At 65.0% G+C, this 23,602-nt stretch carries 22 protein-coding genes; 14 read left to right on the top strand and 8 right to left on the bottom strand.

What is annotated here, in order from left to right; all coding sequences use genetic code 11:
- Nucleotides 1-67: 67 nt before the first annotated feature.
- Nucleotides 68-718 carry a phosphoribosylglycinamide formyltransferase gene (gene purN, locus FBZ93_RS01960; protein ID WP_146984306.1) on the bottom strand — a complete coding sequence of 217 codons (651 nt, stop codon included), beginning with the start codon at nucleotides 716-718 and terminating at the stop codon, nucleotides 68-70.
- Nucleotides 715-1,788, bottom strand: a complete 1,074-nt coding sequence (purM, locus tag FBZ93_RS01965; protein ID WP_146984307.1) for a phosphoribosylformylglycinamidine cyclo-ligase — start codon at nucleotides 1,786-1,788, stop codon at nucleotides 715-717. Before purM ends, purN begins: the two co-directional genes overlap by 4 nt.
- 160 nt (nucleotides 1,789-1,948) lie before the next feature.
- Here purM and FBZ93_RS01970 point away from each other — a divergent pair, with 160 nt between their 5' ends.
- The 4 genes from FBZ93_RS01970 to ppx all read left to right on the top strand — a co-directional run bounded on the left by FBZ93_RS01970 (nucleotide 1,949) and on the right by ppx (nucleotide 7,108).
- Complete coding sequence (locus FBZ93_RS01970; protein ID WP_092113493.1) at nucleotides 1,949-2,491, top strand: CDP-alcohol phosphatidyltransferase family protein; 543 nt, start codon at nucleotides 1,949-1,951, stop codon at nucleotides 2,489-2,491.
- 87 nt (nucleotides 2,492-2,578) lie between these two features.
- The gene (locus FBZ93_RS01975; protein ID WP_146984308.1) at nucleotides 2,579-3,256 is read left to right on the top strand and encodes a DnaA ATPase domain-containing protein; all 678 of its coding nucleotides are present in this window, start codon (nucleotides 2,579-2,581) and stop codon (nucleotides 3,254-3,256) included.
- Nucleotides 3,257-3,388: 132 nt separating this feature from the next.
- Complete coding sequence (locus tag FBZ93_RS01980; RefSeq protein ID WP_146984309.1) at nucleotides 3,389-5,593, top strand: RNA degradosome polyphosphate kinase; 2,205 nt, start codon at nucleotides 3,389-3,391, stop codon at nucleotides 5,591-5,593.
- A gap of 12 nt (nucleotides 5,594-5,605) precedes the next feature.
- On the top strand, nucleotides 5,606-7,108 hold the full coding sequence (ppx, locus tag FBZ93_RS01985; protein WP_146984310.1) for an exopolyphosphatase: 1,503 nt from the start codon (nucleotides 5,606-5,608) through the stop codon (nucleotides 7,106-7,108).
- Nucleotides 7,109-7,174: 66 nt separating this feature from the next.
- Here the strand turns inward: ppx and FBZ93_RS01990 are convergent, their stop codons facing one another.
- The 3 genes from FBZ93_RS01990 to FBZ93_RS40460 all read right to left on the bottom strand — a co-directional run bounded on the left by FBZ93_RS01990 (nucleotide 7,175) and on the right by FBZ93_RS40460 (nucleotide 8,781).
- On the bottom strand, nucleotides 7,175-8,014 hold the full coding sequence (locus FBZ93_RS01990; RefSeq protein WP_146984311.1) for a TerC family protein: 840 nt from the start codon (nucleotides 8,012-8,014) through the stop codon (nucleotides 7,175-7,177).
- A gap of 112 nt (nucleotides 8,015-8,126) precedes the next feature.
- Nucleotides 8,127-8,549, bottom strand: coding sequence for a nucleoside-diphosphate kinase (ndk, locus tag FBZ93_RS01995; RefSeq protein WP_050425938.1), 423 nt, complete (start codon nucleotides 8,547-8,549; stop codon nucleotides 8,127-8,129).
- A gap of 91 nt (nucleotides 8,550-8,640) precedes the next feature.
- On the bottom strand, nucleotides 8,641-8,781 hold the full coding sequence (locus FBZ93_RS40460) for a hypothetical protein (protein WP_167528876.1): 141 nt from the start codon (nucleotides 8,779-8,781) through the stop codon (nucleotides 8,641-8,643).
- 117 nt (nucleotides 8,782-8,898) lie between these two features.
- On the opposite strand from FBZ93_RS40460, the gene FBZ93_RS02000 reads away from it, so the two are divergent.
- The 3 genes from FBZ93_RS02000 to FBZ93_RS02010 all read left to right on the top strand — a co-directional run bounded on the left by FBZ93_RS02000 (nucleotide 8,899) and on the right by FBZ93_RS02010 (nucleotide 11,547).
- Entirely contained in the window at nucleotides 8,899-9,165 is a 267-nt protein-coding gene (locus tag FBZ93_RS02000) for a hypothetical protein (RefSeq protein ID WP_050627571.1), read from the top strand.
- Between the two features lie 238 nt (nucleotides 9,166-9,403).
- Nucleotides 9,404-9,574, top strand: coding sequence for a hypothetical protein (locus tag FBZ93_RS02005; protein ID WP_167528877.1), 171 nt, complete (start codon nucleotides 9,404-9,406; stop codon nucleotides 9,572-9,574).
- 107 nt (nucleotides 9,575-9,681) lie between these two features.
- The gene (locus FBZ93_RS02010) at nucleotides 9,682-11,547 is read left to right on the top strand and encodes an ABC-F family ATP-binding cassette domain-containing protein (RefSeq protein ID WP_146984313.1); all 1,866 of its coding nucleotides are present in this window, start codon (nucleotides 9,682-9,684) and stop codon (nucleotides 11,545-11,547) included.
- 257 nt (nucleotides 11,548-11,804) lie between these two features.
- On the opposite strand, the gene FBZ93_RS02015 is transcribed toward FBZ93_RS02010, so the two are convergent.
- The 3 genes from FBZ93_RS02015 to FBZ93_RS02025 form a co-directional block, all read right to left on the bottom strand.
- Complete coding sequence (locus FBZ93_RS02015; protein WP_128971599.1) at nucleotides 11,805-12,374, bottom strand: hypothetical protein; 570 nt, start codon at nucleotides 12,372-12,374, stop codon at nucleotides 11,805-11,807.
- Nucleotides 12,375-12,487: 113 nt separating this feature from the next.
- A complete protein-coding gene (locus FBZ93_RS02020) occupies nucleotides 12,488-12,940 on the bottom strand; it encodes a DNA polymerase III subunit chi (protein WP_146984314.1) in 453 nt (150 codons plus the stop codon).
- Nucleotides 12,941-12,955: 15 nt separating this feature from the next.
- Nucleotides 12,956-14,458 carry a leucyl aminopeptidase gene (locus FBZ93_RS02025; RefSeq protein ID WP_146984315.1) on the bottom strand — a complete coding sequence of 501 codons (1,503 nt, stop codon included), beginning with the start codon at nucleotides 14,456-14,458 and terminating at the stop codon, nucleotides 12,956-12,958.
- 369 nt (nucleotides 14,459-14,827) lie between these two features.
- Here FBZ93_RS02025 and lptF point away from each other — a divergent pair, with 369 nt between their 5' ends.
- The 7 genes from lptF to FBZ93_RS02060 all read left to right on the top strand — a co-directional run bounded on the left by lptF (nucleotide 14,828) and on the right by FBZ93_RS02060 (nucleotide 23,576).
- A complete protein-coding gene (gene lptF, locus FBZ93_RS02030; protein ID WP_146984316.1) occupies nucleotides 14,828-15,994 on the top strand; it encodes an LPS export ABC transporter permease LptF in 1,167 nt (388 codons plus the stop codon).
- Nucleotides 15,991-17,088: an LPS export ABC transporter permease LptG gene (gene lptG / locus FBZ93_RS02035; protein WP_074126175.1), complete on the top strand. Its 1,098-nt coding sequence runs from the start codon at nucleotides 15,991-15,993 to the stop codon at nucleotides 17,086-17,088. Before lptF ends, lptG begins: the two co-directional genes overlap by 4 nt.
- A 77-nt stretch (nucleotides 17,089-17,165) precedes the next feature.
- Nucleotides 17,166-19,589 (top strand): LPS-assembly protein LptD, encoded by a 2,424-nt coding sequence (locus FBZ93_RS02040; RefSeq protein WP_146984317.1) that lies wholly within the window; start codon nucleotides 17,166-17,168, stop codon nucleotides 19,587-19,589.
- A 78-nt stretch (nucleotides 19,590-19,667) separates the two neighbouring features.
- Entirely contained in the window at nucleotides 19,668-20,624 is a 957-nt protein-coding gene (locus FBZ93_RS02045) for a SurA N-terminal domain-containing protein (protein ID WP_146984318.1), read from the top strand.
- Nucleotides 20,625-20,641: 17 nt separating this feature from the next.
- On the top strand, nucleotides 20,642-21,643 hold the full coding sequence (gene pdxA, locus FBZ93_RS02050) for a 4-hydroxythreonine-4-phosphate dehydrogenase PdxA (RefSeq protein WP_146984319.1): 1,002 nt from the start codon (nucleotides 20,642-20,644) through the stop codon (nucleotides 21,641-21,643).
- Nucleotides 21,644-22,498 (top strand): 16S rRNA (adenine(1518)-N(6)/adenine(1519)-N(6))-dimethyltransferase RsmA, encoded by an 855-nt coding sequence (gene rsmA, locus FBZ93_RS02055; protein ID WP_146984320.1) that lies wholly within the window; start codon nucleotides 21,644-21,646, stop codon nucleotides 22,496-22,498.
- A 19-nt stretch (nucleotides 22,499-22,517) separates the two neighbouring features.
- Nucleotides 22,518-23,576 carry an alcohol dehydrogenase gene (locus tag FBZ93_RS02060; RefSeq protein ID WP_146984321.1) on the top strand — a complete coding sequence of 353 codons (1,059 nt, stop codon included), beginning with the start codon at nucleotides 22,518-22,520 and terminating at the stop codon, nucleotides 23,574-23,576.
- The last annotated feature ends 26 nt before the right edge of the window (nucleotides 23,577-23,602 follow it).

The raw sequence follows: 23,602 nt of genomic DNA on the forward strand, positions 1-23,602 counted from the left end.
GCCTCCCCCGGCCGCATCACCCCGGGGGATCCTTCTTGGGGATTTGCGTTGGCGCAGGCGACGCGCCTTAAGGCGCCGGCGCGATCAACGTGCTGTCGGTCGCGGCGCTGCCCTGCGTCCTGCAGATGTCGCCTTCGAGCTTGAGCCGGCCGCTCGCCAGCAGCCGCAGCGCCTCCGGATAGATGCGATGCTCGATTCCGATCACGCGTGCTGCGAGCGTCTCGGGCGTGTCATCGTCGGCCACGGTCACCGCGCCCTGCATCACGATCGGTCCGGCATCGGTCTCCGGAATCACGAAATGCACCGTCGCGCCGGACAGCTTGACCCCTGCACGCAACGCCTGGCCATGCGGGTCGAGGCCGGGGAAACACGGCAGCAGCGAGGGATGGATGTTGAGCATCCGCCCGTACCAGTGCCGCGCGAAGTCGGCGGTGAACAGCCGCATGAAGCCGCCGAGGCAGATCAGCTCGACCTGGTTGTCGTCGAGCGCCTTTTGCAGCACCGCCTCGAAGCCGGCGCGGTCCTTGCCGAACGGCTTGCTCGCGATGACGACGGTCGGAATGCCGCTGGCGGCGGCCTTCTCCAGCCCGGGCGCGTCGGCACGGTTGGAGATCACGACCGCAATCTCGGCCGGAAAGTCCGCAGCCTTCGCAGCCTCGATCAGCGCGGCCATGTTGGAGCCGCGGCCGGAGATCAGGATGGCTGTGCGGCGCTTCATCGCGAGAGATCGAGATGACCGTGATAGACCACGCGATGCTCGTCCTTCGCCTCGATCACCTCGCCGAGCAGCGTCACGGTCTCGCCGCCGGCGGTGAAGGCTTCGGTCACCGCATCGACCGCATCAGCCTTGACGATCGCGATCATGCCGATGCCGCAGTTGAAGGTGCGCAGCAATTCGAGCTCGGCGATGCCGCCCTGCTCGGCCAGCCATTTGAACACCGGCAGCACCGGCAGCCGCGCCAGGTCGATGCCGACGCCAAGATGCTTCGGCAGCACGCGCGGGATGTTGTCGGTGAAGCCGCCGCCGGTGATGTGGGCGAGGCCCTTCACCGCGCCGGTGTCGCGGATCGCTCGCAGGCAGGACTTCACATAGAGCCTGGTCGGCGTCAGCAGCGCCGCGCCGAGCGTCATGACCGGTGCGAACGGCGCCGGCGCGTCATAGGCAACGCCGGATTGCTCGACGATCTTGCGCACCAGCGAGTAGCCGTTGGAGTGCACGCCCGAGGACGCCAGCCCGATCACGGCGTCGCCGGCCGCGATATCCCCGGTCGGCAACAGGGTGCCGCGTTCGGCCGCGCCGACGGCGAAGCCGCCGAGGTCGTAGTCGCCGTCCTTGTAGAGGCCGGGCATCTCGGCAGTCTCGCCGCCGATCAGCGCGCAGCCGGATTCGCGGCAGCCCTCGGCAATCCCCGCGACGATCTGCGCGGTGGCCTCCGGATGCAGCTTGCCGCAGGCGAAATAGTCGAGGAAGAACAGTGGTTCCGCGCCCTGCACGACAAGGTCGTTGACCGACATCGCGACGAGGTCGATGCCGATGCCGCCATGGATGCCGGTCTCGATCGCGATCTTCAGCTTGGTGCCGACGCCATCGGTCGCGGCCACCAGGACAGGATCCTTGAAGCCCGCGGCCTTGAGGTCGAACAGCCCGCCGAATCCGCCGATTTCGGCGTCCGCGCCCGGCCGTGCGGTGGCCCGCACCATCGGCTTGATCAGATCGACCAGACGATTGCCGGCGTCGATATCGACACCCGAATCCGCGTAAGTGAGCCCGTTTTTGCGCTCGGTCATGCCCAATTCCAGATGATCAGGGGCTGGTTACGAGGAATTCCGCCCCTGCGCAATGGCTCGCGGGCAGCTCGCCGCGATACTATGTAGATAACACCCGGCCGCCGCGCAAAAGAGCCGGATATCGAGTAAAATCAGGCTTCTAGCCGGGAAGCGATTCAAGTTGAGCATTCCGAACATCATCACCCTCGGCCGCATCATCCTGGTGCCGGTGATCGTCTGGGCCATCGTGTCCAGCCAGATGGAGATCGCGTTTGCGATCTTCGTGATCGCCGGCGTCTCGGATGCGGTCGACGGTTTCCTCGCCAAGCGCTTCAACATGGCGAGCGAGCTCGGCGCCCTGCTCGACCCGCTCGCCGACAAGGCGCTCTTGGTGTCGATCTATGTCGCCCTCGGAATCTGGGGCGCGGTGCCGCGCTGGATCGTGATTCTCGTGGTGTCGCGCGACATCATGATCGTCTCCGCCGTGATTGTGTCATGGTTGTTCGACAAGCCGGTCGAGATGAAGCCGCTGATGGTGTCGAAGCTGAACACGGTGGCGCAGGTCGCATTCGCAGCCTTGGTGCTGGCCTCGCTCGGTTTCGGCTTTCAGCCGCATCCCTACGACCTGATCCTGATGGGCCTCGTCACGATCTTTACTTTGGGTTCGGTGTCCCTCTATCTCGTGGAGTGGGTGCGGCACATGAGCACGATCGAGGCTCGGTAGAGCATGATCCGCGGATCGGTTCTCGCGCGACAAACGCGAAGCGTTTGCGCTGAGATCATGCTAGAATAGAGTGGTTTGGAGACTTGTGTGGCCAGTAGCGTTCAACCTCGTCAATTGGCCTTGGCCTTGCCGCACGAGGAGAAACTGACCCGCGACGATTTCCTCGAGGGGCCGGCCAATGAAGCCGCGCTCGCGCTGATCGACAGCTGGCCCGACTGGCCGAATCGAATCATGCTGCTGGTGGGTCCCGACGGCTCCGGCAAGAGCCACCTCGCCGCGATCTGGGCCGAGAGCGCCGGCGCACGCGCGACCGCCGCGCATGCGCTGACCGCCGACACGGTGCCGGCGGCGCTCGCGACCGGCGCGCTAGTGGTCGAGGACTTGAGGCCGTCGGATTTCGACGAGCGCGCGATGTTTCATCTGATGAATCTCGCGCGCCAGGACGATGCCTACGTGCTGATCACGGCCCGCGTGCCGCCCTCGGCGTTCGAGATCGAGCTGCGCGACTTGCGGTCCCGGCTCCGCGCGGTGCCGACGGTGACGTTGCTGCCGCCTGACGACCAGCTGTTCCGCGGCCTGATCGTCAAGTTCTGCGCCGACCGCCAGATGAGCGTGGACGAGCCGCTGGTCAGCTACCTGACCAACCGGATCGAACGCTCCTATGCCGCCGTCCGCCAGGCGGTCGAGCTGCTCGATACCGAGGCGCTGCGGCTCGGCCGGCCAGTGACCCGGGCGCTGGCGGCGGAGCTGTTGCGGGACGCCTGACCGAAGCTGCGGCTTGACGGCGCGGGCGGGCGGAACATCAATGTCATCGAAACGTCATCGCAATATCACATGGTCGGTGCGGCCTTCGGTTAGACCGCTCCGGCCCCCTGCCCCGAATTGGACCAGCACTTGATGGACTCGGCACAAGCATCTGAAATCAAAGAGAAAGAGGCGGAACTCCCGTCCGTCCCCGCGATCGCAACCAGCCCCGAGCGATTCATCAACCGGGAGCTCTCCTGGCTGCACTTCAACCGGCGGGTGCTCGAGGAATCGGTCAATCTTGGCCATCCCGTGCTGGAGCGGGTCCGCTTCCTGTCGATTTCGGCGAACAATCTCGACGAGTTCTTCATGGTCCGCGTCGCCGGCATCAAGGCGCAGGTCCGCGAGGGCATCGCCGAGCGCAGCCCGGACGGCCTGCTGCCGGCCGAGCAGCTTGTGATGATCAACAAGACGGTGTCGCAACTCGCTGCCGACCAGCAGGCGATCTGGAGCGACCTGCGCGACATCCTGTCCAAGGTCGGGATCCAGCTGGTCGATGGGCGCGACGTCACCAAATCCGAGCGCGCCTGGATCGAGGATCACTTCCTCCACAACATCTTCCCGCTGCTGACGCCGCTGGCGATCGACCCGGCGCATCCGTTCCCGTTCATCCCGAACCTCGGCTTCACGGTCGCGCTGCAATTGTCGCGAATCTCCGACGGCAAGGCGATGAACGCGCTGATCCGTATGCCCGGCAAGATCGACCGCTTCATTCGCATTCCGACCACGAAGGAAGGCGCGCCGGCGCGGCTGATCACGCTCGAGCAGGCCACCGGCCTGTTCATCGGCCGCCTGTTCCCCGGCTACACCGTCAAGGGCCAGGGCGCGTTCCGCATCATCAGGGACTCCGAACTCGAAATCGAGGAAGAGGCCGAAGATCTCGTTCGCCTGTTCGAGACCGCACTGAAGCGCCGCCGGCGCGGGTCGGTGATCCGGCTCGAAATCGAGGCCTCGATGCCCGAGGAGCTGCGCGTCTTCGTGCAGCACGCCCTGTCGGCAGCGGACGACGAGGTGATCCTGGTCGACGGCGTACTCGCGATGAACGAGCTGTCGCAGCTCACCCGCCTCAATCGCCCCGACCTCGAGTTCCCGCCCTATGTGCCGCGCCATCCCGAGCGCGTGCGCGACCATGGCGGCGACATCTTCGCCGCCATCCGCCAGAAGGACCTCGTGGTCCACCACCCCTACGAATCCTTCGACGTCGTCGTCCAGTTCCTGCAACAGGCGGCGCGCGATCCCGACGTGGTCGCGATCAAGCAGACGCTGTATCGCACCTCGAACAACTCGCCGATCGTGCGCGCGCTCGCCGAAGCCGCCGAGGCCGGCAAGTCGGTGACCGCGCTGATCGAACTCAAGGCGCGGTTCGACGAGGAAGCCAATATTCGCTGGGCGCGCGACCTCGAACGCGCCGGCGTGCAGGTGGTCTACGGCTTCATCGAACTGAAGACGCATGCCAAGCTGTCGATGGTGGTGCGCCGCGAGGGCGGCAACCTCACCACCTATGTGCACACCGGCACCGGCAACTATCATCCGGTCACCGCGCGCATCTACACCGACCTCTCCTATTTCACCTCGGATCCGATCATCGGCCGCGACGTCGCGCGGGTGTTCAACTACATCACCGGCTATGCCGAGCCGAGCGACATCGAGAAGATGGCGGTGTCGCCGCTGACGCTACGCAAGCGGATCATCGAGCACATCCATGGCGAGATCGCCCACGTCAAGCACGGCCGCCCCGGCGCGGTCTGGATGAAGATGAATGCGCTGGTCGACCCCGACATCATCGACGCGCTGTATGAGGCGTCGCAGGCCGGCGTCTCGGTCGAGCTCGTGGTGCGCGGCATCTGCTGCCTGCGGCCCGGACTGCCGGGATTGTCGGAGAATATCCGCGTCAAATCGGTGATCGGCCGGTTCCTGGAACACGGCCGAATCTATTGCTTCGGCATGGGCCAGGGCCTGCCGAGCACAAAAGCTGCTGTGTATATCTCGTCCGCCGACATGATGCCGCGCAACCTCGACCGCCGCGTCGAGGTTCTCTGTCCGCTGCAAAATCCCACGGTGCATCAGCAGGTTCTCGAACAGATCATGGTCGCGAACCTGAAGGACACCGAGCAGAGCTGGCAATTGTTGCCCGACGGATCGTCAACGCGTATGAAGGCCGCGAAAGGCGAAGAGCCTTTCAACCTGCATGACTATTTTATGACAAATCCGAGTCTGTCCGGCCGTGGTAAGTCTCTCAAGGAATCTTCACCGCGCCGTCTCACGCGTCGCAACGAGCGTCAGCAGCCATCGTCTTAAGGGGGCCTTCCTGTGAAGCGGCCGCGGAAGCGCGCTTCCAGCGTCGCTGTGATCGATATCGGCTCGAACTCGGTTCGTCTCGTGGTTTACGAGTCGATGGCGCGCAGCCTCATCACCATCTTCAACGAGAAGGCGCTGTGCGGGCTCGGGCGCGAGGTGCAGAGCACCGGCCTGCTCGCAACCGATGCCGTCAACAAGGCGCTCACCGCGCTGCGGCGCTTTCGCGCGCTGTGCCGGATCCAGCAGGTCGGCCGGGTCTACGCGATCGCGACCGCCGCCTGCCGCGACGCCAAGAACGGTCCGGACTTCATCGCCAAGGCCGAGCGGATCTGCGGCGCCAAGATCGAGATTCTCACCGGACCGCGTGAAGCGAAGCTGTCGGCGCTCGGCGTCGTCTCGGGCATACACAATCCGAACGGCATCGTCGGCGATCTCGGCGGCGGCTCGCTCGAGCTGATCGACGTCAAGGGCAACCGCGTACGCAGCGGCGTGACGCTGCCGCTCGGCAGCCTCGCGTTGCAGGACCTCTCGAACAAATCGCTCAAGCGCGCCGAACGCATCGTCAAGAACGAGCTGCTCGGCGTCGCCCAGCTCAAGACCGGCCGCGGCCGCACCTTCTACGCGGTCGGCGGCACCTGGCGCGCGCTCGCGCGCATCCACATCATCCAGAGCGGCTATCCGCTCAAGGTGATGCACGGCTATTCAATTCCGGCCGTCGACGCGCTCGACTTCGCGCAGCGGCTGCGGCGGCTGGCGGCCACCAACATGCTGGCCAACATCGAATCGATCGCCGATGCGCGGCGGCCGCTGCTCGCCTATGCCGCGCTCGTGCTCGAATACATCATCCGCGTCGCGCAGCCGAAGACCATCGTGTTCTCGACCTTCGGCGTGCGCGAGGGCCTGCTCTACGAGATGCTGCCGCCGGCCGAGCGCGCCAAGGACGGGCTGGCCTGCGCCGCGCAGAACCTCAACGAATTGCTGTCGCGCTCCGCCCGCCACGCCAAGGAACTGACCGCCTGGACCGACCGCCTGGTGCGCGTCGTCAGGCTGCGCGAGACCGAGGAAGACCGCAGGCTGCGTCACGTCGCCTGCCTGCTATCCGACATCGGCTGGCGGGTGCATCCCGATCATCGCGGCGAGGAAACTCTCAGCCTGATCATGAACGGCAATTTCGGCTCGATCACGCATCAGGGGCGCGCCTTCGTCGCGCTCTCGGTGTTCTATCGCTACGCCGGCCTCAGCGAGGAGAACGAACCGCCGCCGCAGATCCGCGCGCTGGTGACGCCGGCGATGGACGAGCGCGCACGCGTGCTCGGCGCCGCGTTCCGCGTCGCGCATCTGATCACGGCGGCGCGCACCGGCGTGCTGCCGGCGACCCATTTCCGCACCCAGGGCCGCAAGCTGATGCTGGTGTTCGAGCACCGGATGGTGGATCTGGTCGCCGATCGCGTCGGCAGCCGCTTCAGGCAGTTGGCGCGGCTGGTCGGGCGTGCCGGCTCGATCGTGCGGCGCTAAAGCTGCTTTTTTGACGCGTTTTCCTAGCGCGAACCGGCGTCCACTTCGCTCGATAACGCTTTCCGCTCACGCCGCCTTGGCGGCGTGCTTGGCCTTCCTGAGCGCGTGGCGGCGCCAGAGCGACCCGATCACCAGCACCACGACGATGCCGAGCACCGCGAGCGTGATCTCGCCGCCGCTGCCGCCATGCGCGAATTGCGGCGACATCCCGATCGACGTCAGCCAGGAATCGAGCCTGGCGCCGAGCGGTCCGGCGAACAGCGCATCGAGCTTCGGATGCACGGCCGGATCGGTCGCGATGACGTCACCCGCGATCCAGCCGAGCAGCGCCGCACCGGCCCAGACCAGGATCGGCAGCTTGGTGAGCAGCGCCATGATCAGCGCCGCGCCGGCAACGATCAGGGGAACGCTGATCGCAAGGCCGAGCACCAGCAGCGGCACGCTGCCATTGGCGGCCGCCGCCACCGCGATCACATTGTCGAGGCTCATCACGATGTCGGCGACCACGACGATCTGAACCGCGGCCCACAGATGCGAGGCCGCATGCACGCTGTCCTCGTCCTCCTGCTCCGGCACCAGGAGCTTGGCGGCGATCACGATCAGCGCCAGTCCGCCGACCAGCTTGAGGTAGGGCAGCTCCATCAGGCTGGCGACGATGCCGGTGAAGATGACGCGCAGCAGCACCGCCGCGGCGGCGCCGAGAATCATGCCCCACAGACGCTGGCGCGGCGCGAGCCCGCGGCAGGCCATCGCGATCACGAGCGCGTTGTCGCCCGACAGCAGCACGTTGATCCAGATGATCTTGCCGACGGCGACCCAGAAGGTCGGCGTCGCCATCTCGTTCTTGAACTCGGTGAAGAACGCGCCGATGTACGCCGGATCAAAGATCTGCCACAGCCAGTCCACAGCGAGTCCTATTCGGCCTTGCGGCCGCCCCTGGCGGCGGTCGTCCGCCGCACCCCAGTCTATTTCGACACGGTCTCCTTAGGGAGACCGTGTCACTTTCAGTTGTACGTCGTTAGCCGACGATTTCGTTACCGGCGAAGAACTGCGCGATCTCGATCACCGCGGTCTCCGGCGCGTCCGAACCGTGCACCGAGTTCTCGCCGATCGACTTCGCATAGAGCTTGCGGATGGTGCCTTCGGCGGCCTTCGACGGATCGGTCGCGCCCATCACGTCGCGATACTTCAGGATGGCGCCCTCGCCTTCCAGCACCTGGACCACAACCGGACCGGAGGTCATGAAGTCGACCAGCTCGCCGAAGAACGGGCGCGCCTTGTGGACGGCGTAGAAGGTCTCGGCCTGGCCGCGGGTCATCTGGATGCGCTTCTGCGCCACGACCCGCAGGCCCGCCTTTTCGATCACCGCATTGACCGCGCCGGTCAGGTTGCGCTCGGTGGCATCGGGCTTGATGATCGAAAAGGTGCGTTCAATCGCCATGATTTCGTCCTTGTAAACGGTGGCTGGGAGTTGCCGGGGCTTATATCGGCGCGATGGGGTAACGGCAAGCGACCCTGTGACGCGTTAGCCTTTAGTTTTGATGGATTTTCGCGGCGAAAACCGTCGCCGAGACGGTCTTCGGACAGGCGCGGCTTGGCTGGCTTACCGCGATTTCACCTAGGTGAACCCATTCTGTCGGCGCCGTGCCGCTGCCGTTCAGCTCCAGGCGCATAGGCTCTCCACTGATCGGACGCCTTGCTGGCCCCCCATCCGCAAGCCTCACAGGACGTCTCGGGAAACGATGTCACCGCGGGCGCGCCGCGCGCGCCCATAGCTCGAGGAGACGATCATGTTACGCAAGATTTCGCTTGCCGCCATTGCCGCAATTTCGCTCGGCGCCGCCGCGCTCGCCCCGACCTCCGCCTCTGCCTGGGGCGGTTGGCATGGCGGCTGGCACGGTGGATGGCACCACGGCTGGTGGGGTGGCCCGCGCGTCATCGTCGGAGGTCCGGCCTATTACGGCGGTTACGGATATGGCTACGGCGGCTGCTATGTGCGCCGCGTGGTACCGACCCCATGGGGTCCCCGCTGGCGCCTGGTCAATCGCTGCTACTGATCCATCAACTCTATCGCCTGCTCCCCTGACTGAACTCAGCCCCGGCCTCGCGCCGGGGCTTTTTTCTGGCCGGGGAACCCAACCGGATGATGCGCCTCACCACCTCGAGGCGAGAGTAAGGCGGCGCGGAAACCAAATTCGGGGTCGCGACTTGTCATGGCAACGATCACTCGAACACGCGAGGTGGAACTCGCCAAGAAGCATTCCGAGAGACAAGAGACCTGCCATGACAATGACAATGAGCAAGATCGACAACGATCCAGATCAGATCGATCACAAGACCTGCCGATACATTTGCGATGCCGTGGGTGAACGGCTTCAGCAAAGCATGCGGCCGGAGCCCACGCTGTCGTCCCGCCTGCAGCAGCTCCTCGACGAGATGCAGCGACGGGAAAGCGATCACCATTAGATGTTTTGGGCTGACCGGCAGCCCAAATGCGTTTTCGGGGCCGTCGCCCGGACAGATTTTACCAACAGACGGGTTGCGTTTGGCAGCGGGTCCGGTGACAACGCTGCATGCTCTCCATCACTGACATTTCAATCCGGATCGCCGGACGGCTGCTGATTGATCACAGTTCTGTGCAAATTGTGCCCGGAGCCCGCGTCGGATTTGTCGGCCGCAACGGCGTCGGCAAATCGACGCTGTTTCATGCCATCCGCGGCGACCTCCCGACCGAGAGCGGCAGCATCGCGCTGCCGCCGCGCTGGCGCATCGGCAGCCTGGCGCAGGAAGCGCCCGACGGACCGGAAAGCCTGATCAATGTCGTGCTGAAGGCCGACCTCGAGCGCGACGCGCTGCTGCGCGAGGCCGAGACTGCGCACGACCCGCATCGGATCGCCGAGATCCAGACCCGGCTGGTCGACATAGACGCCCACTCCGCCCCTGCCCGCGCCGCGGCAATCCTCTCCGGCCTCGGCTTCTCGACCGCAGACCAGGCGCGGCCGTGCGCGGAATTCTCCGGCGGCTGGCGCATGCGCGTGGCGCTGGCAGCGACGCTGTTCTCCGCGCCCGACCTGCTGCTGCTGGACGAACCGACCAACTATCTCGATCTCGAAGGCACGTTGTGGCTCGAGAACCACCTCGCCAACTATCCGCGCACGGTGATCGTGATCAGCCACGACCGCGATCTGCTGGATACTTCGGTCGATCAGATCCTGCACCTCGATCGCGGCAGGTTGACGCTCTACAAGGGCACCTATTCCTCCTTCGAGGAACAACGCGCCGCGCGCGAACTGCTCGATGCCAAGCACGCCAAGCGGCAGGCCGATGAGCGCAAGCGCCTGCAGGACTTCGTCGACCGCTTCAAGGCCAAGGCCTCCAAGGCGCGGCAGGCGCAGTCGCGCGTCAAAATGCTGGAGCGGATGAAGCCGATCACCGCGCTGGTGACCCAGGACGTTCACGAGATCTCCTTTCCGGCGCCGGAGAAGTTGCTGTCGCCGCCGATCATTGCGGTCGATGACGTCTCGGTCGGCTACGAGCCGGGCAAGCCGGTGCTCAACCGCGTGACGCTGCGCGTCGATACCGACGACCGCATCGCGCTGCTCGGCTCCAACGGCAACGGCAAGTCGACACTGGTCAAGCTCTTGGCGGGCAAGCTCGCGCCGTTCTCGGGGAGGATCACCAAAGCGGACAAGCTGTCGGTCGGCTATTTCGCCCAGCACCAGGTCGACGAGCTCAATCTCGACGGCTCGCCCTATGATCACATCCGCAAGCTGATGCCCGAGGCGCCGGAGAGCAAGGTGCGCGCCCGCGTCGGCGCGATCGGCTTCTCCGGCAAGGCCGGCGACACGCTGGTGAGGAGCCTGTCGGGCGGCGAGAAGGCGCGGCTGCTGCTCGGGCTTGCGACGTTCTACGGCCCCAACATGATCATCCTGGATGAGCCGACCAACCATCTCGACATCGACAGCCGCGCGGCGCTGGCGGAGGCGATCAACGAATTCCCCGGCGCCATCATCATGGTCTCGCACGATCGCTATCTGATCGAGGCCTGCGCCGACCGGTTGTGGGTCGTGGCGAACCAGACCGTGACGGCCTATGACGGCGATCTCGACGAATATCGCCGCATGATCCTGTCGGCCAATGACGGACGCACGGCCTCGCGCGAGCGCGCCAGGGAGATCGCCGCAAAGCCCGAGCGCATCCGCAATGAAAGGCGCGTTTCACCGAGGCAGCGGATCGCGCAGGCCGAGAGCGAGATCGAGCGCATCAACGGCATCATCGCCAAGATCGACACCGCGCTCGCGCTGCCCGATATTTTCACGCGCGATCCCAAGCAGGCTGCACAGCTGACCAAGGCGCGCGCCGGCGCCGAGAGCGCGCTGCAACGCGCCGAGGAAGAATGGCTGGAAGCCAGCGCCGAACTCGACGAGGCAGCGAACTAGATTTGACCCGCCGGGCAGAGCCGCATGTTCGGTGTAGTCCCTGCGAAAGCAGGGACCCATAACCACAGATGGTCATTGTTGCGCGATCGTCGAACGACGAGTCCCGTCAACCACATCCGCCGCGGGGTATGGGTCCCTGCTCCTGTGCGCAATTGCGCACTAGGCAGGGACGACGCGTCGAGGGAGCGTGGGCTCTCATTCTTCCGATGTCATGCCCGCGCATGCAAGCATCGACCTGCCGCTGCGACAAAAACGGCTCAGCCGTTCGAGGTTGGCGCCGGCTTCTTCGGCTTCTTCTTCGCCGGCTTCGCGACCTTCGGCTCCGGCGCAGCATCGGGACCGCGTTCGACGGACGTAAGGCGCCCCCCGGAGAACGTATAGATGCCGGCGCGTGCGCCACGCGACCAGGTCACCACCGCGACGCGTTCGCCGCCAGGTCCGTTCGACAGATTCACGCTGTCGGGGGCGCCGATGCCGCGCACGACGTCGCATTCGGTATGGCCGAGTGCGACACTGCCGCCGGTCGGCTGCGGCGGCGGGGCACCGGGAGCCTGCGCGTTCGCATCGGCAGCGCCCGGCGGCGGCGCCATGCCAGGACAGCTTCCGTCGGCACTGACGAGGTCATCGTTGGTCACCGGCTTGTCCGGCGTCAGCGGCGGCGATTCGATCGAGATGTTGCGGATGAACACCCGCCCGGGCCGGGAGAACCAGTCTGCATCGCGCGAGAAAATGTCGGATGCCCCCGAGCAACCGGCAAGGCCAGGTGCAAGCACCAGCAGGGCCAGCAGCGATTTCCGACTGAATGTTCCGTCTCGCACGATCGACAAGGCTCCTAACCCCTTTACCTAAGGGCTTGTCCGAACATCACTTTGCGGCATGACCGTGACCCGCCTCAGGAAACCCAGAGAAACGTCGAATTATCATTAATTAGTCGATATCGCTATTGGCGCCGCTGCCAGCGTCCCCGCTCGTCGGTCTGCCAATAAGTGACCTCGAAGCCCCGTGCCTTGCAGGCGGTCCAGCTCGCCCTCGCCGCGGCCACCGCGTCGGGATCGTCGCCGTTGAACACCAGGACCACCCGCTCGTAGCTGTCGCAGTCGGCCGGCAGCGCCGCGTTGTCGACCAGGAATCGGACATTGGCCCGGTTCGGATTATCTTCCTCGATCGACAGGATGATGGGCTGGTCCTGCGCGTCGGCAACCCGCGCGCTCGCGTGCGGCAGGAATGAATCGTCGCTGTAGGTCCACAGATGCGCGTCGAGCGTCTCAGCGCGCTCCTGCGACGTCGATTGCACGACCACGCGCCAGCCGCGCTCGAGTGACTTCTCAAGCAGCGGCGGCAAGACGCTCTCCAGCGTCATGTTCTGCAGATGGTAGAACAGAACCTCGGTCATGCGACGGCTGACACTCTACTTCTTGGCTTCGTAATATTCGGAGACGAGCCGCTCGAGCAGCCGGACGCCGTAACCCGAACCCCAACTCTGGTTGATCTCGGTCTTCGGCGCGCCCATCGCGGTGCCGGCAATGTCGAGATGGGCCCAGGGCGTGCCGTCGACGAAGCGCTGCAGGAATTGCGCCGCCGTGATCGAACCGCCGTTGCGCCCGCCGGTGTTCTTCATGTCGGCGAATTGCGAATCGATCTGCTTGTCGTATTCGGGACCAAGCGGCATGCGCCACACCTTCTCCCCGGTCTCCAGGCCGACCTTCGCGAGGCGTTCGGCGAGCTCGTCATTGTTGGAGAACATGCCGGCGTGATCGGTGCCGAGCGCGACCATGATCGCGCCGGTCAGCGTTGCCAAATCGACCATGAACTTCGGCTTGCACTTCTTGGCGACGTACCAGAGCACGTCGGCGAGCACGAGGCGCCCTTCGGCGTCGGTGTTGATGATTTCGATGGTCTGGCCGGACATCGAGGTGACGATGTCGCCCGGACGCTGTGCATTGCCGTCGGGCATGTTCTCGACGAGGCCGATGGCGCCGACGGCGTTGACCCGGGCCTTGCGCGCCGCGAGCGCGTGCATCAGCCCGACGACGCAGGCTGCGCCGCCCATGTCACCCTTCATATCCTCCATGCCGCCGGCCGACTTGATCGAGATGCCGCCGGTGTCGAAACAGACGCCCTTGCCGACGAACGCGACCGGCGCCTCGCTCTTCTTGCCGCCGTTCCAGCGCATGATCACGGTGCGGCTCGGCCGCACCGAGCCCTGCCCGACGCCGAGCAGCGCACCCATGCCGAGCTTGGTCATCGCCTTGACGTCGAGGACCTCGACGGTGACGCCGAGCTTGCGGAGCTGGCTGGCGCGGCGCGCGAACTCCTCGGGGTACAGCACGTTCGGCGGCTCGTTGACGAGCTCACGCGCCAGATTCACGCCGTCGACGATCGACGATTCGGGTGCGAACGCCTTCTTCGCAGCAGCGACGTCGTCGACCGCGATCGAGACGTCGGCCCGCACGGCGCCGTCCTCGCCGTCCTTCTTCTTGGTCTTGTAGCGGTCGAACTTGTAGGCGCGCAGGCGGATGCCGGTGGCAATCGTGGCGGCCTGGGCAGCGGTCATTGCAGCATCGGGCAGTTCCGCGAGAACGGTCATCGCGGCGCTGCCGGCATTGAGCTTGCCGGCCACTACGCCGCCGAATTTGAGAAGATCCTTCTCCTTGAGGTCGGCCGCCTTGCCGGTGCCGATCACGATCAGCCGGTCGACCTTGATTCCCTCCGGCGCCAGGATGTCCAGGGCTGCCCCGCTCTTGCCCTTGAACTGGTTGGCGGCGGCAGCCCGCTTGACCGTGTCCGCGGCGGCTCCCAGCGCCTTCCTTGTGGCGGCTCCCAGCTTCAATTGCTCGTCGCAAAAGGCGACCAGGATGCCGCGAGCGGACGCGGAGAATGGGACAAAGCCGACCTTGACGGCGTCGGACATAGGAAAATCCTCCAGAACTCAGGGTGTTGCTCGGACCTGAGACGGTCCTTCCGGCACACGGGGCGAGCATTGCGATGGCGGTCCGGAACGCCCCGGACCGGGCTTGTGTCACACTATGACCCGCCGGTTGCGCCGCTGCCAAGCGCCGGAGTGGCCGGAAGGCCACAAAAGCGATTAATTAACCATAAATTAAGCGTGCCTTGGCCCGGCCATTTTGTTGACGGATCAAAGGGATGGTAGTGAGAGTGTGAACAGAGAGTGAGCCGGACGGGTCCGCGGCTCGACCATAGGGGAACCCGGGTTGACGGGATTGGTCGAAAGCCGTGCGTTTGGTTGCGCCATGGGGGACGTAGGGGTCGTGCGGTAGCGATGGGGTCGGTCGACAAGTACATCTTCAAAACGACGCTGGCGTCGTTTGCGCTTGTCCTGGTCAGCCTCACCGGGGTGATCTGGATTACCCAGGCGTTGCGCGGCATCGACCTGATGACCAGCCAGGGTCAGACCATCCTCACCTTCCTCGGCATCACCGGCCTCGTGATCCCTGCCCTCGTCCTGATCATCGCCCCGATCGCGCTGATGATCGCGATCTCGCACACGCTGAACAAGCTCGCGACCGATTCCGAGATCATCGTCATGAACGCGGCCGGCTTCTCGCCGTTTCGGCTGTTCTACCCATTCTTCTATGCCACCTGCGTGGTGGCGGCACTGGTCGCCTTCATCGGCGCCTATCTCGCTCCCGACGGCATGCGCCGGATCAAGCAGTGGGATGCCGAGATCACCGCCGACGTCCTGACCAACATCCTGCAGCCGGGCCGCTTCGCCCAGCTCGACCAGAACCTGACGATTCGGATCCGCGAGCGCCTGCCCGGCGGCGTGCTCGGCGGCGTTTTCGTCGACGATCGCCGCGATCCGCAGCAGCGCGTCACCATCGTCGCCGATCACGGCACCGTGCTGAAGAACGAGAGCGGCTCGTATCTCGTGCTGGAGGACGGCAATCTCGAGCGATTCGAAGTCGGCAAGCGCGATCCGACGCTGGTGGTGTTTCAGCGCTACGCGTTCGACATGTCGAAATTCTCGCAAGGGCGCGACGTCACGCTCGGAATTCGCGAGCGCTACCTCTGGGAGCTGATGTGGCCGGACGAGAACGATCAGACCTATCAGCAGCTGTCGGGCCAGTTCTTCGCGGAGCTGCATGATCGCTTCATGGCACCGATCTATCCGTTCGCGTTCGCGGCCCTCACTTTTGCGTTTCTCGGCGCGCCGCGCACCACGCGCCAGAGCCGCAATTTCTCGATCGGCGGCTCGGTGTTTGCGGTGTTCGGCCTGCGCATGGTCGGATTCGCCTGCTCGGTGATGGCGGTGAAAACGCCGATCGCAGCGCTCGTGCAGTACCTGATGCTGTTTGGCGGCATCGGCGTCGGCCTCTGGATGATCGTCGGCGGCGTGGTCGTCGAGCCGCCGCCGCGGCTGATGGAAGCCATCAACAGGAACAACGAGCGCATTGCGCGCCTCTTCCGGAGGCCGGCAACCGCATGAGCATGGTCACAAATACGCTCGGCCGCTATTTCGCCGGCCGATTCGTGATCGCGGCGGTCGGCGTGTTCGCGGGCATCTTCGTGCTGCTCGTGCTGGTCGACTATATCGAGATGGTGCGCAAGACGTCCGGCCTGGTCGGAGCCTCCGCCATCACCGTCGCCGAGACCTCGCTGTTCCGCGTGCCGCAATTGCTCGAAAAGCTGATGCCGTTCTGCGTGCTGATCGGCGCGATGACCTGTTATCTCGCATTGTCGCGACGGCTGGAGCTCGTCGTGGCGCGCGCCGCCGGCGTTTCGGCCTGGCAATTCATCTCGCCGGCGCTGGCCAGCGCGATCGTGCTCGGCATCTTTGCGACCACCGCCTACAATCCGGTGTCGGCCAATCTGCGCGAGCTCTCCAAGCGAATGGAGGCCGAACTGTTCGGCTCGGCGCCGGGCGGCGGCATTCAGGACGCATCGGGCTTCTGGCTCAACCAGATCAATGACGAGGGCCAGGCGATCATCAACGCGGCGCGCAGCGAACAGCAGGGCGTCCGGCTGACCGGCCTCACGGTGTTCCGATTCGATACGGCGTTGCAGTTCAAGGAACGAATCGAAGCCCGCGAAGCAACGCTCGAAGAGGGCCGCTGGGTGTTCACGGGAGTACGCCGATACACCCTCGACAAGGCTCCGGTGGACCAGGACACCTTCTATTTGACCACCACCCTCACCCCGGCACAGGTGCGCAACAGTTTCTCCACCCCCGAAACTGTGTCCTTTTGGCAACTGCCGAACTACATCCGCTCATCGGAGAGCTCAGGGTTCGCGACGGCTGGCTATCGCTTGCAGTATCACAAGCTCATCGCACAGCCGTTTTTGCTGGCTGCGATGGTGATGTTGGCGGCTTCTGTGAGCCTCCGCTTCTTTCGGATGGGCGGCGTGCAGAAGATGGTTTTGAGTGGCGTGGGCGCAGGCTTTCTGCTCTACGTGCTTTCGAAAGTAACTGAAGATTTGAGCAAGGCTGAGTTGATGCATCCCATCGCTGCGGCGTGGTTGCCCGTCGTCGTGGGTAGCCTCACCGGTTTCTTAGCCTTGCTGTACCAGGAGGACGGGTAGTGGCTGGTGTCGCCGCCCGCCAGTTGATGTCGCCTGCATTCGGGCGGCGCAGTGCCCTGCGCCGTCAACGGAGCCGCATGGCCGCGTTTGGCGTTTCGATTTCCGCTCTCTTCGCCGCGTTCGTCGTGGTCAGCGCGTTCGACGTCGTCACGTCGACGCCGGCTGCCGCGCAGGCGTTCACCTACAATCCGCGTCCGCCGAAGCCGGTCCGCCCGCCTGCCAAGAATGACGGGCAGATGCTCGTTCAGGCGACCGAGGTCGATTACGACTACAACAACTCGCGCATCTCGGCGGTCGGCAACGTCCAGATGTTCTACAACGGCACCAGCGTCGAGGCCGACAGGGTCATCTACGATCAGAAGACCAAGCGTCTTCATGCCGAAGGCAACATCCGCATGACCGATGCGGAAGGCAAGATCACCTACGCCAACATCTTGGATCTCAGCGACGACTACCGCGACGGGTTCGTCGATTCGCTGCGCGTCGATACTGAAGACCAGACCCGCATGGCGGCGACTCGCGCCGATCGGTCCAGCGGCAATTACACGGTGTTCGACAACGGCGTTTATACCGCCTGCGCACCCTGTAAGGATGATCCGAAGAAGCCGCCGCTCTGGCAGGTCAAGGGAGCGCGCATCATCCATAACCAGACCGAGAAGATGCTCTATTTCGAGAACGCCCAGCTCGAGTTCTTCGGCGTTCCGATGGCCTATCTGCCCTACTTCTCGACGCCCGATCCGACCGTGAAGCGCAAGAGCGGCTTCCTGATGCCGGGCTTCACCAGCTACACGGCTTTCGGCTACGGCGTCGAAATCCCCTATTATTGGGCGATCGCGCCCGACATGGACGCGACCTTCAGTCCGCGCATCACGTCCAAGCAGGGCGTGCTGATGCAGACCGAATTCCGCCAGCGCTTCGCTGACGGCTCCTATCAGATCCGGCTTTACGGCATCGACCAGCTCGACCAGAAACAGTTTACCGGCCAGCCGGGCGACCGCCAATTCCGCTGGGGCGTCGACACCAAGGGCCAGTTCGCGCTGAACGACAAATGGGTCTGGGGCTGGGACGGCGTCCTGCTGTCCGACTACTTCTTTATGTCCGACTACCGGCTCGCCCAGTACAAGGACCCGTTCGGATCGTTCCTGTCGCTGCCGACGGAAGCGATCTCGCAGCTCTATCTGACCGGGGTCGGCAACCGCAGCTTCTTCGATGCGCGCGCGATCTATTATCTCAGCTACTCGGGCAACCAGAACCAGGTCCCGGTGGTCGCGCCGGTGATCGACTACAACAACGTGATCAACCAGAATATCCTGGGCGGCGAGTTCAGCTACAAGACGAACTTCGTCAACCTGACCCGCGAAACCGCGGTGTTCGATCCGATCACGACGACGGCCAGCAACCCCCTTAACCCGTTGTGCACGACCACGTCGGCCGATCCGATGGCGCGAACGCCGTCGCAGTGCCTGCTGCGCGGCATGCCGGGCACCTACACCAGGCTGACGGCCGAGGCGCAGTGGCGTAAGTCGTACACCGATCCGTTCGGCCAGATCTGGACGCCGTTCGCGAGCGTCCGCGCCGATGCGATCAACGCCGACGTCTCGAACCAGCCGGGCGTCTCCAACTACCTGCCGGTCGGCGACACCCAGACGGTCCGCCTGATGCCGACCGTCGGCTTCGAATACCGCTACCCGTTCATCAATGTGCAGCCGTGGGGCACGACCACCGTCGAGCCGATTGCGCAGGTCATCATCCGGCCCAACGAACCCAATGCCGGCAAGCTTCCGAACGAGGACGCGCAGAGCCTGGTGTTCGATACCAGCAATCTGTTCGCAGTCGACAAGTTCTCCGGCTACGACCGCGTCGAGGGCGGCAGCCGCGCCAATGTCGGCGTGCAGGCCACCACGCAGTTCGACCACGGCGGCGCCATCAAGGGGATGTTCGGACAGTCCTACCAGATGTTCGGGCTGAACTCGTTCGCGGTCGCCGACGTCACCAACACCGGCATCGACTCCGGCCTGCAGAACCCGCGCTCGGACTACGTCGCAAGCCTCGCCTATTCGCCCAACCGCACCTACACCTTCAGCGTCCGCTCGCGGATGGATGAGGCGACCTGGAACATCAACCGGTTCGAGGCCACGGCGAGCGCGAATTTCGACCGCTGGTCGGTCGCCGTGACGTATGGCGATTACGCTGCGCAGCCGGAACTCGGCTATTTGACGCGCCGCGAGGGCATCCTCACCAGCGGTTCGATCAAGGTGGCGTCGAACTGGGTGGTTCAGGGTGCGGCGCGCTGGGATCTTGAAGCGAACAAGATCAACCAGTATGCCTTGGGCGCGGGCTATGTGGACGACTGCTTCGTGCTGGCTGCCAACTATGTCACGTCCTATACCTACCAGGCCGGTTCGCAGCCGCCCGTTCTCAGCCACGCGATCATGTTCCAGATCGGGCTGCGGACGATCGCCCAGACCTCCACGACCAGCAGTTCGGCTGGCATGCAGTAGCGAGTGAGGGGCCTATCAGGGGGGCTTGTATTGCCCGCGGGCCTGTGGCCCCGGCTTGAATTGGTTTAAACGGCTGACATGACCATACCAACAACCGCTAGCCGGCCAACGCGCCGCCACTCGCTCGTGTTGAGCTCCTTGCTGGCTCTTTTCCTCCTGCTGGGGTGCGGTGCGCGCCTGCACGCCCAGACCATCGCCGTGATGGTCAATGGCGAACCGATCACCAATTTCGACATCGAGCAGCGCGCCAAGCTGAACGCCCTGACCGGCGGCAAAAATCCCGATCGAAAGGCCATCCTCGACGAGCTGATCGACGAGAAGCTGAAGATCAAGGAAGCTAAGAAGTTCGGCGTCGATCCCACCGCCAACGACATCGAACAGTCCTATGGCGGCATGGCGCAACGGATGCGGCTGAACAACGATCAGCTGACCAAGGTGCTCGAGAGCAAGGGCATCCGCCCCGACACGCTCAAGCAGCGCATCAGGGCCGACATGGTCTGGACCAGCCTGGTCCGCGGCCGGTTCAAGGAAAGCCTGCAGGTTGGCGAAAAGGACGTCGCCACCGCGGTCAAGGAGACCGGCGAGGCCGCCGACGCGGAAGCTTTCGAGTACAGGATGCAGCCGATCGTCCTGATCGTGCCCCGCGGCTCGCCGCAATCCGAGTTCGAGAGCCGCCGCAAGGAGGCCGACTCCCTGCGCGAGCGCGTGACCAGCTGCGAGGAAGCCAACACCTTCTTCAAGTCGATGCGCAACGCCGCGATCCGCGAGATCGTCGTCAAGACGTCGGCGGACCTGCCGCAGTCGCTGCGCGACATCCTGGACAAGACCCCGGTCGGCCATCTCACCCCTCCCGAACTCACCAAGCAGGGCATCGAGATGGTCGCCCTCTGCGGCCGGAAGGCAACCACCGTGGACACGCCCAAGAAGCGTGAAATGCGGGACAAGATGTACGTGCAGAAGTACGAAGCGAAGTCGAAGGCCTACCTGCAGGAAGTCCGAAAAGCCGCGATGATCGAATATCCAGGCGGGCGGTGATCGACTATCGTTGACGCATGGCTCAACCTCTCGCACTGACATCCGGCGAGCCCGCAGGCATCGGCCCCGACATCACGCTCGCCGCATGGCTGCGCCGCCGCGAACTCGATCTGCCGCCGTTCTACCTGCTCGGCGACCCCGCGGCGCTGGCCGAGCGCGCCAAGACGCTCGGGCTTGCGGTGGAGCTTGCCGAGGTCAGCACTGAAGAGGCATCCGCGGCGTTCGAACGGGCCCTCCCCGTCGTTGCGACCGGCAAGGCGGCGACGGCGCAACCGGGCAAACCCGACGGGACGAGCGCGGACGCCGCGCTGGCGTCGATCCGTCAGGCCGTCGCCGATGTCGCCGCCGGCAAGGCCAGCGCCGTCGTCACCAATCCGATCGCCAAGAACGTGCTGTACCGCGCCGGCTTCCGTCATCCCGGCCATACCGAATTCCTCGCCGAGCTCGCCGCGCGCGGCGGGGCCGCGCCGCAGCCGGTGATGATGCTGTGGTCGCCGGCGCTCGCCGTCGTCCCGGTGACCATCCATGTGTCGGTCCGCGAGGCGCTGGCGCAATTGTCGACCGATCTGATCGTGTCGACCGCGCGGATCGTGGTCGCCGACATGAAGGCGCGGTTCGGCCTCGCCTCGCCGCGGCTTGCCGTCGCCGGCCTCAACCCGCATGCCGGCGAAGACGGCACGCTCGGCATGGAAGATGTCGAGATCGTCGCACCCGCGGTCGATATCCTGCGCCGCGACGGCATCGCCGTCCGCGGCCCGCTGCCGTCCGACACCATGTTCCACGCGGCCGCACGCAAGACCTATGACTGCGCGATCTGCATGTATCACGACCAGGCGCTGATCCCGATCAAGACCGTCGCGTTCGAGGACGCCGTCAACGTCACGCTGGGACTGCCCTTCGTCCGCACGTCGCCCGATCACGGCACTGCATTCGACATCGCCGGCACCGGCAAGGCCAACCCCTCGAGCCTGATCGCCGCGCTGCGGCTCGCCGCGCGGATGGCCGCGGCGTCAAGCTGAGTGAGTACGATCGACGATCTGCCGCCGCTGCGCGACATCATTCGCGAGCATTCGTTGTCGGCGCGCAAATCGCTCGGTCAGAACTTCCTGCTCGATCTCAATCTCACCGCGCGCATCGCGCGCGCCGCGGGCCCGCTGGAAGACTGCACCGTGATCGAGGTCGGGCCCGGCCCCGGCGGGCTGACCCGCGCGCTGCTGGCGATGGGCGCGAGGCGCGTGATCGCCATCGAGCGCGACGAACGGGCGCTTGCCGCGCTCGACTACATCGTCAAGCGCTACCCCGGCCGCATCGAGATCGTGCATGGCGACGCGCAGCATTTCGATCCCCGTCCCTTGCTCCATGGCGGCAAGGCCAAGATCGTCGCCAACCTGCCCTACAACATCGCAACCCAGCTGTTGGTCGACTGGCTGTCGGTCGAGCCGTGGCCGCCCTGGTACGACACCATGGTGCTGATGTTTCAGCGCGAGGTCGCCGAACGCATCACAGCCCATGAGGACGAGGAGGCCTATGGCCGGCTTGCGGTGCTCGCCAACTGGCGCGCCGAGACCAAGATCCTGTTCGACATTTCGCCCGCGGCCTTCGTGCCGCAACCGAAGGTCACGTCCTCGGTGGTCCGCCTGATTCCGCGCGCCGCGCCTGAGCCGTGCGACCGCCGCATGCTCGAGCAGGTCGCCGCAGCCGCGTTCGGCCAGCGCCGCAAGATGCTGCGTCAGAGCCTGAAATCGCTGTCGGTCGATCCGGCGCGGCTTGCGGCCGCAGCCGATATCGACGCGACACGCCGCGCCGAAACCATTCCGGTGGCGGGCTTTGTTGCCATGGCGCGCGAATTGGCCGATATACGGTCCACAAAATAGAACAACAGGAGAAAACGTAATGGCGCGCATGGTTCGCCAATCCCTCGTCAAATTCGATGCACCGCTGTGCGAAACCATCGTCGACACGCCGAAGCCCCAGGGACGCGAGGTGCTGGTGCGCATCGAGCGCTGCGGCCTGTGCCATTCCGATCTCCACATTCAGGACGGCTACGCCGACCTTGGCGGCGGCAAGAAGCTCGACACCACCCGCGGCATGACCCTGCCCTTCACACTCGGCCATGAGATCGCAGGCGTGGTCGACGAGGTCGGTCCCGATGCGCCGAACGATCTGGTCGGAACGAAGAAGGCCGTCTTCCCCTGGATCGGCTGCGGCCAGTGCCGCGACTGTCTCGCCGGCGACGAGAACCTCTGCGTCAAGCAGCGCTTTCTCGGAGTCTCCATCGACGGCGGCTTCGCAACCCACGTGCTGGTGCCCGACGCAAAGTACCTGCTCGACTACGATCCGCTGCCGGTCAACCAGGCCGCTACGCTGATGTGCTCCGGCGTGACCGCCTATGGCGCGCTGAAGCGCCTGGTCGATCGTCCGCGCCAGCGCAATCTGCTGCTGATCGGCCTCGGCGGCGTCGGCATGATGGGCCTGTCGTTCGCGCAGGCGATGTTCAAGCAGCCGATCACGGTTGCCGATCTCAGCCCGGCGGCGCGCGAGACCGCGCTGAAGAACGGCGCCGCGGCCGCCTACGATCCGGCGGAGCCCGACGTCGTCAAGCGCATGCTGAAGGAGAGCGACGGCGGTTTCGACGGCGTCGTCGACTTTGCCGGCAACGAGAAGTCGATGGCGTTTGCGGTCTCGACGGTGGCACGCGGCGGCAAGATCGTGGTGTCCGGCCTGATGGGCGGCCAGTTCACGCTGCCGATGGTGCAGTGGGTGTACAAGCGCATGACCATCGAAGGCTTCATGGTCGGCACACTGGCCGAAGGCCAGGAACTGATGGCGCTCGCCCGCGCCGGCAAGATCAAGCCGACGCCGATGAAGGAAGAGCCGATGGCCGACGTCCAGAAATGGATCGATGAATTGCGGGCCGGAAAAGTCGTGGGACGCATCGTACTGAAGAACTAGCAAGGACGTCCTGCCGGCCTCGCCCG

Source organism: Bradyrhizobium macuxiense (assembly GCF_007993935.1).
In the GTDB taxonomy this organism is placed as follows: Bacteria; Pseudomonadota; Alphaproteobacteria; order Rhizobiales; family Xanthobacteraceae; genus Bradyrhizobium; species Bradyrhizobium macuxiense_A.

Excerpts from the sequence above, each read along its gene's own strand:
- purN (WP_146984306.1), bottom strand. The coding sequence starts at position 718 with ATGAAGCGCCGCACAGCCATCCTGATCTCCGGCCGCGGCTCCAACATG.
- purM (WP_146984307.1), bottom strand. The coding sequence starts at position 1,788 with ATGACCGAGCGCAAAAACGGGCTCACTTACGCGGATTCGGGTGTCGAT.
- FBZ93_RS01980 (WP_146984309.1), top strand. The coding sequence starts at position 3,389 with ATGGACTCGGCACAAGCATCTGAAATCAAAGAGAAAGAGGCGGAACTC.
- ndk (WP_050425938.1), bottom strand. The coding sequence starts at position 8,549 with ATGGCGATTGAACGCACCTTTTCGATCATCAAGCCCGATGCCACCGAG.
- FBZ93_RS40460 (WP_167528876.1), bottom strand. The coding sequence starts at position 8,781 with ATGCGCCTGGAGCTGAACGGCAGCGGCACGGCGCCGACAGAATGGGTT.
- FBZ93_RS02000 (WP_050627571.1), top strand. The coding sequence starts at position 8,899 with ATGTTACGCAAGATTTCGCTTGCCGCCATTGCCGCAATTTCGCTCGGC.
- FBZ93_RS02005 (WP_167528877.1), top strand. The coding sequence starts at position 9,404 with ATGAGCAAGATCGACAACGATCCAGATCAGATCGATCACAAGACCTGC.
- FBZ93_RS02010 (WP_146984313.1), top strand. The coding sequence starts at position 9,682 with ATGCTCTCCATCACTGACATTTCAATCCGGATCGCCGGACGGCTGCTG.
- FBZ93_RS02020 (WP_146984314.1), bottom strand. The coding sequence starts at position 12,940 with ATGACCGAGGTTCTGTTCTACCATCTGCAGAACATGACGCTGGAGAGC.
- FBZ93_RS02025 (WP_146984315.1), bottom strand. The coding sequence starts at position 14,458 with ATGTCCGACGCCGTCAAGGTCGGCTTTGTCCCATTCTCCGCGTCCGCT.
- lptF (WP_146984316.1), top strand. The coding sequence starts at position 14,828 with ATGGGGTCGGTCGACAAGTACATCTTCAAAACGACGCTGGCGTCGTTT.
- lptG (WP_074126175.1), top strand. The coding sequence starts at position 15,991 with ATGAGCATGGTCACAAATACGCTCGGCCGCTATTTCGCCGGCCGATTC.
- FBZ93_RS02040 (WP_146984317.1), top strand. The coding sequence starts at position 17,166 with ATGGCCGCGTTTGGCGTTTCGATTTCCGCTCTCTTCGCCGCGTTCGTC.
- FBZ93_RS02045 (WP_146984318.1), top strand. The coding sequence starts at position 19,668 with ATGACCATACCAACAACCGCTAGCCGGCCAACGCGCCGCCACTCGCTC.
- pdxA (WP_146984319.1), top strand. The coding sequence starts at position 20,642 with ATGGCTCAACCTCTCGCACTGACATCCGGCGAGCCCGCAGGCATCGGC.
- FBZ93_RS02060 (WP_146984321.1), top strand. The coding sequence starts at position 22,518 with ATGGCGCGCATGGTTCGCCAATCCCTCGTCAAATTCGATGCACCGCTG.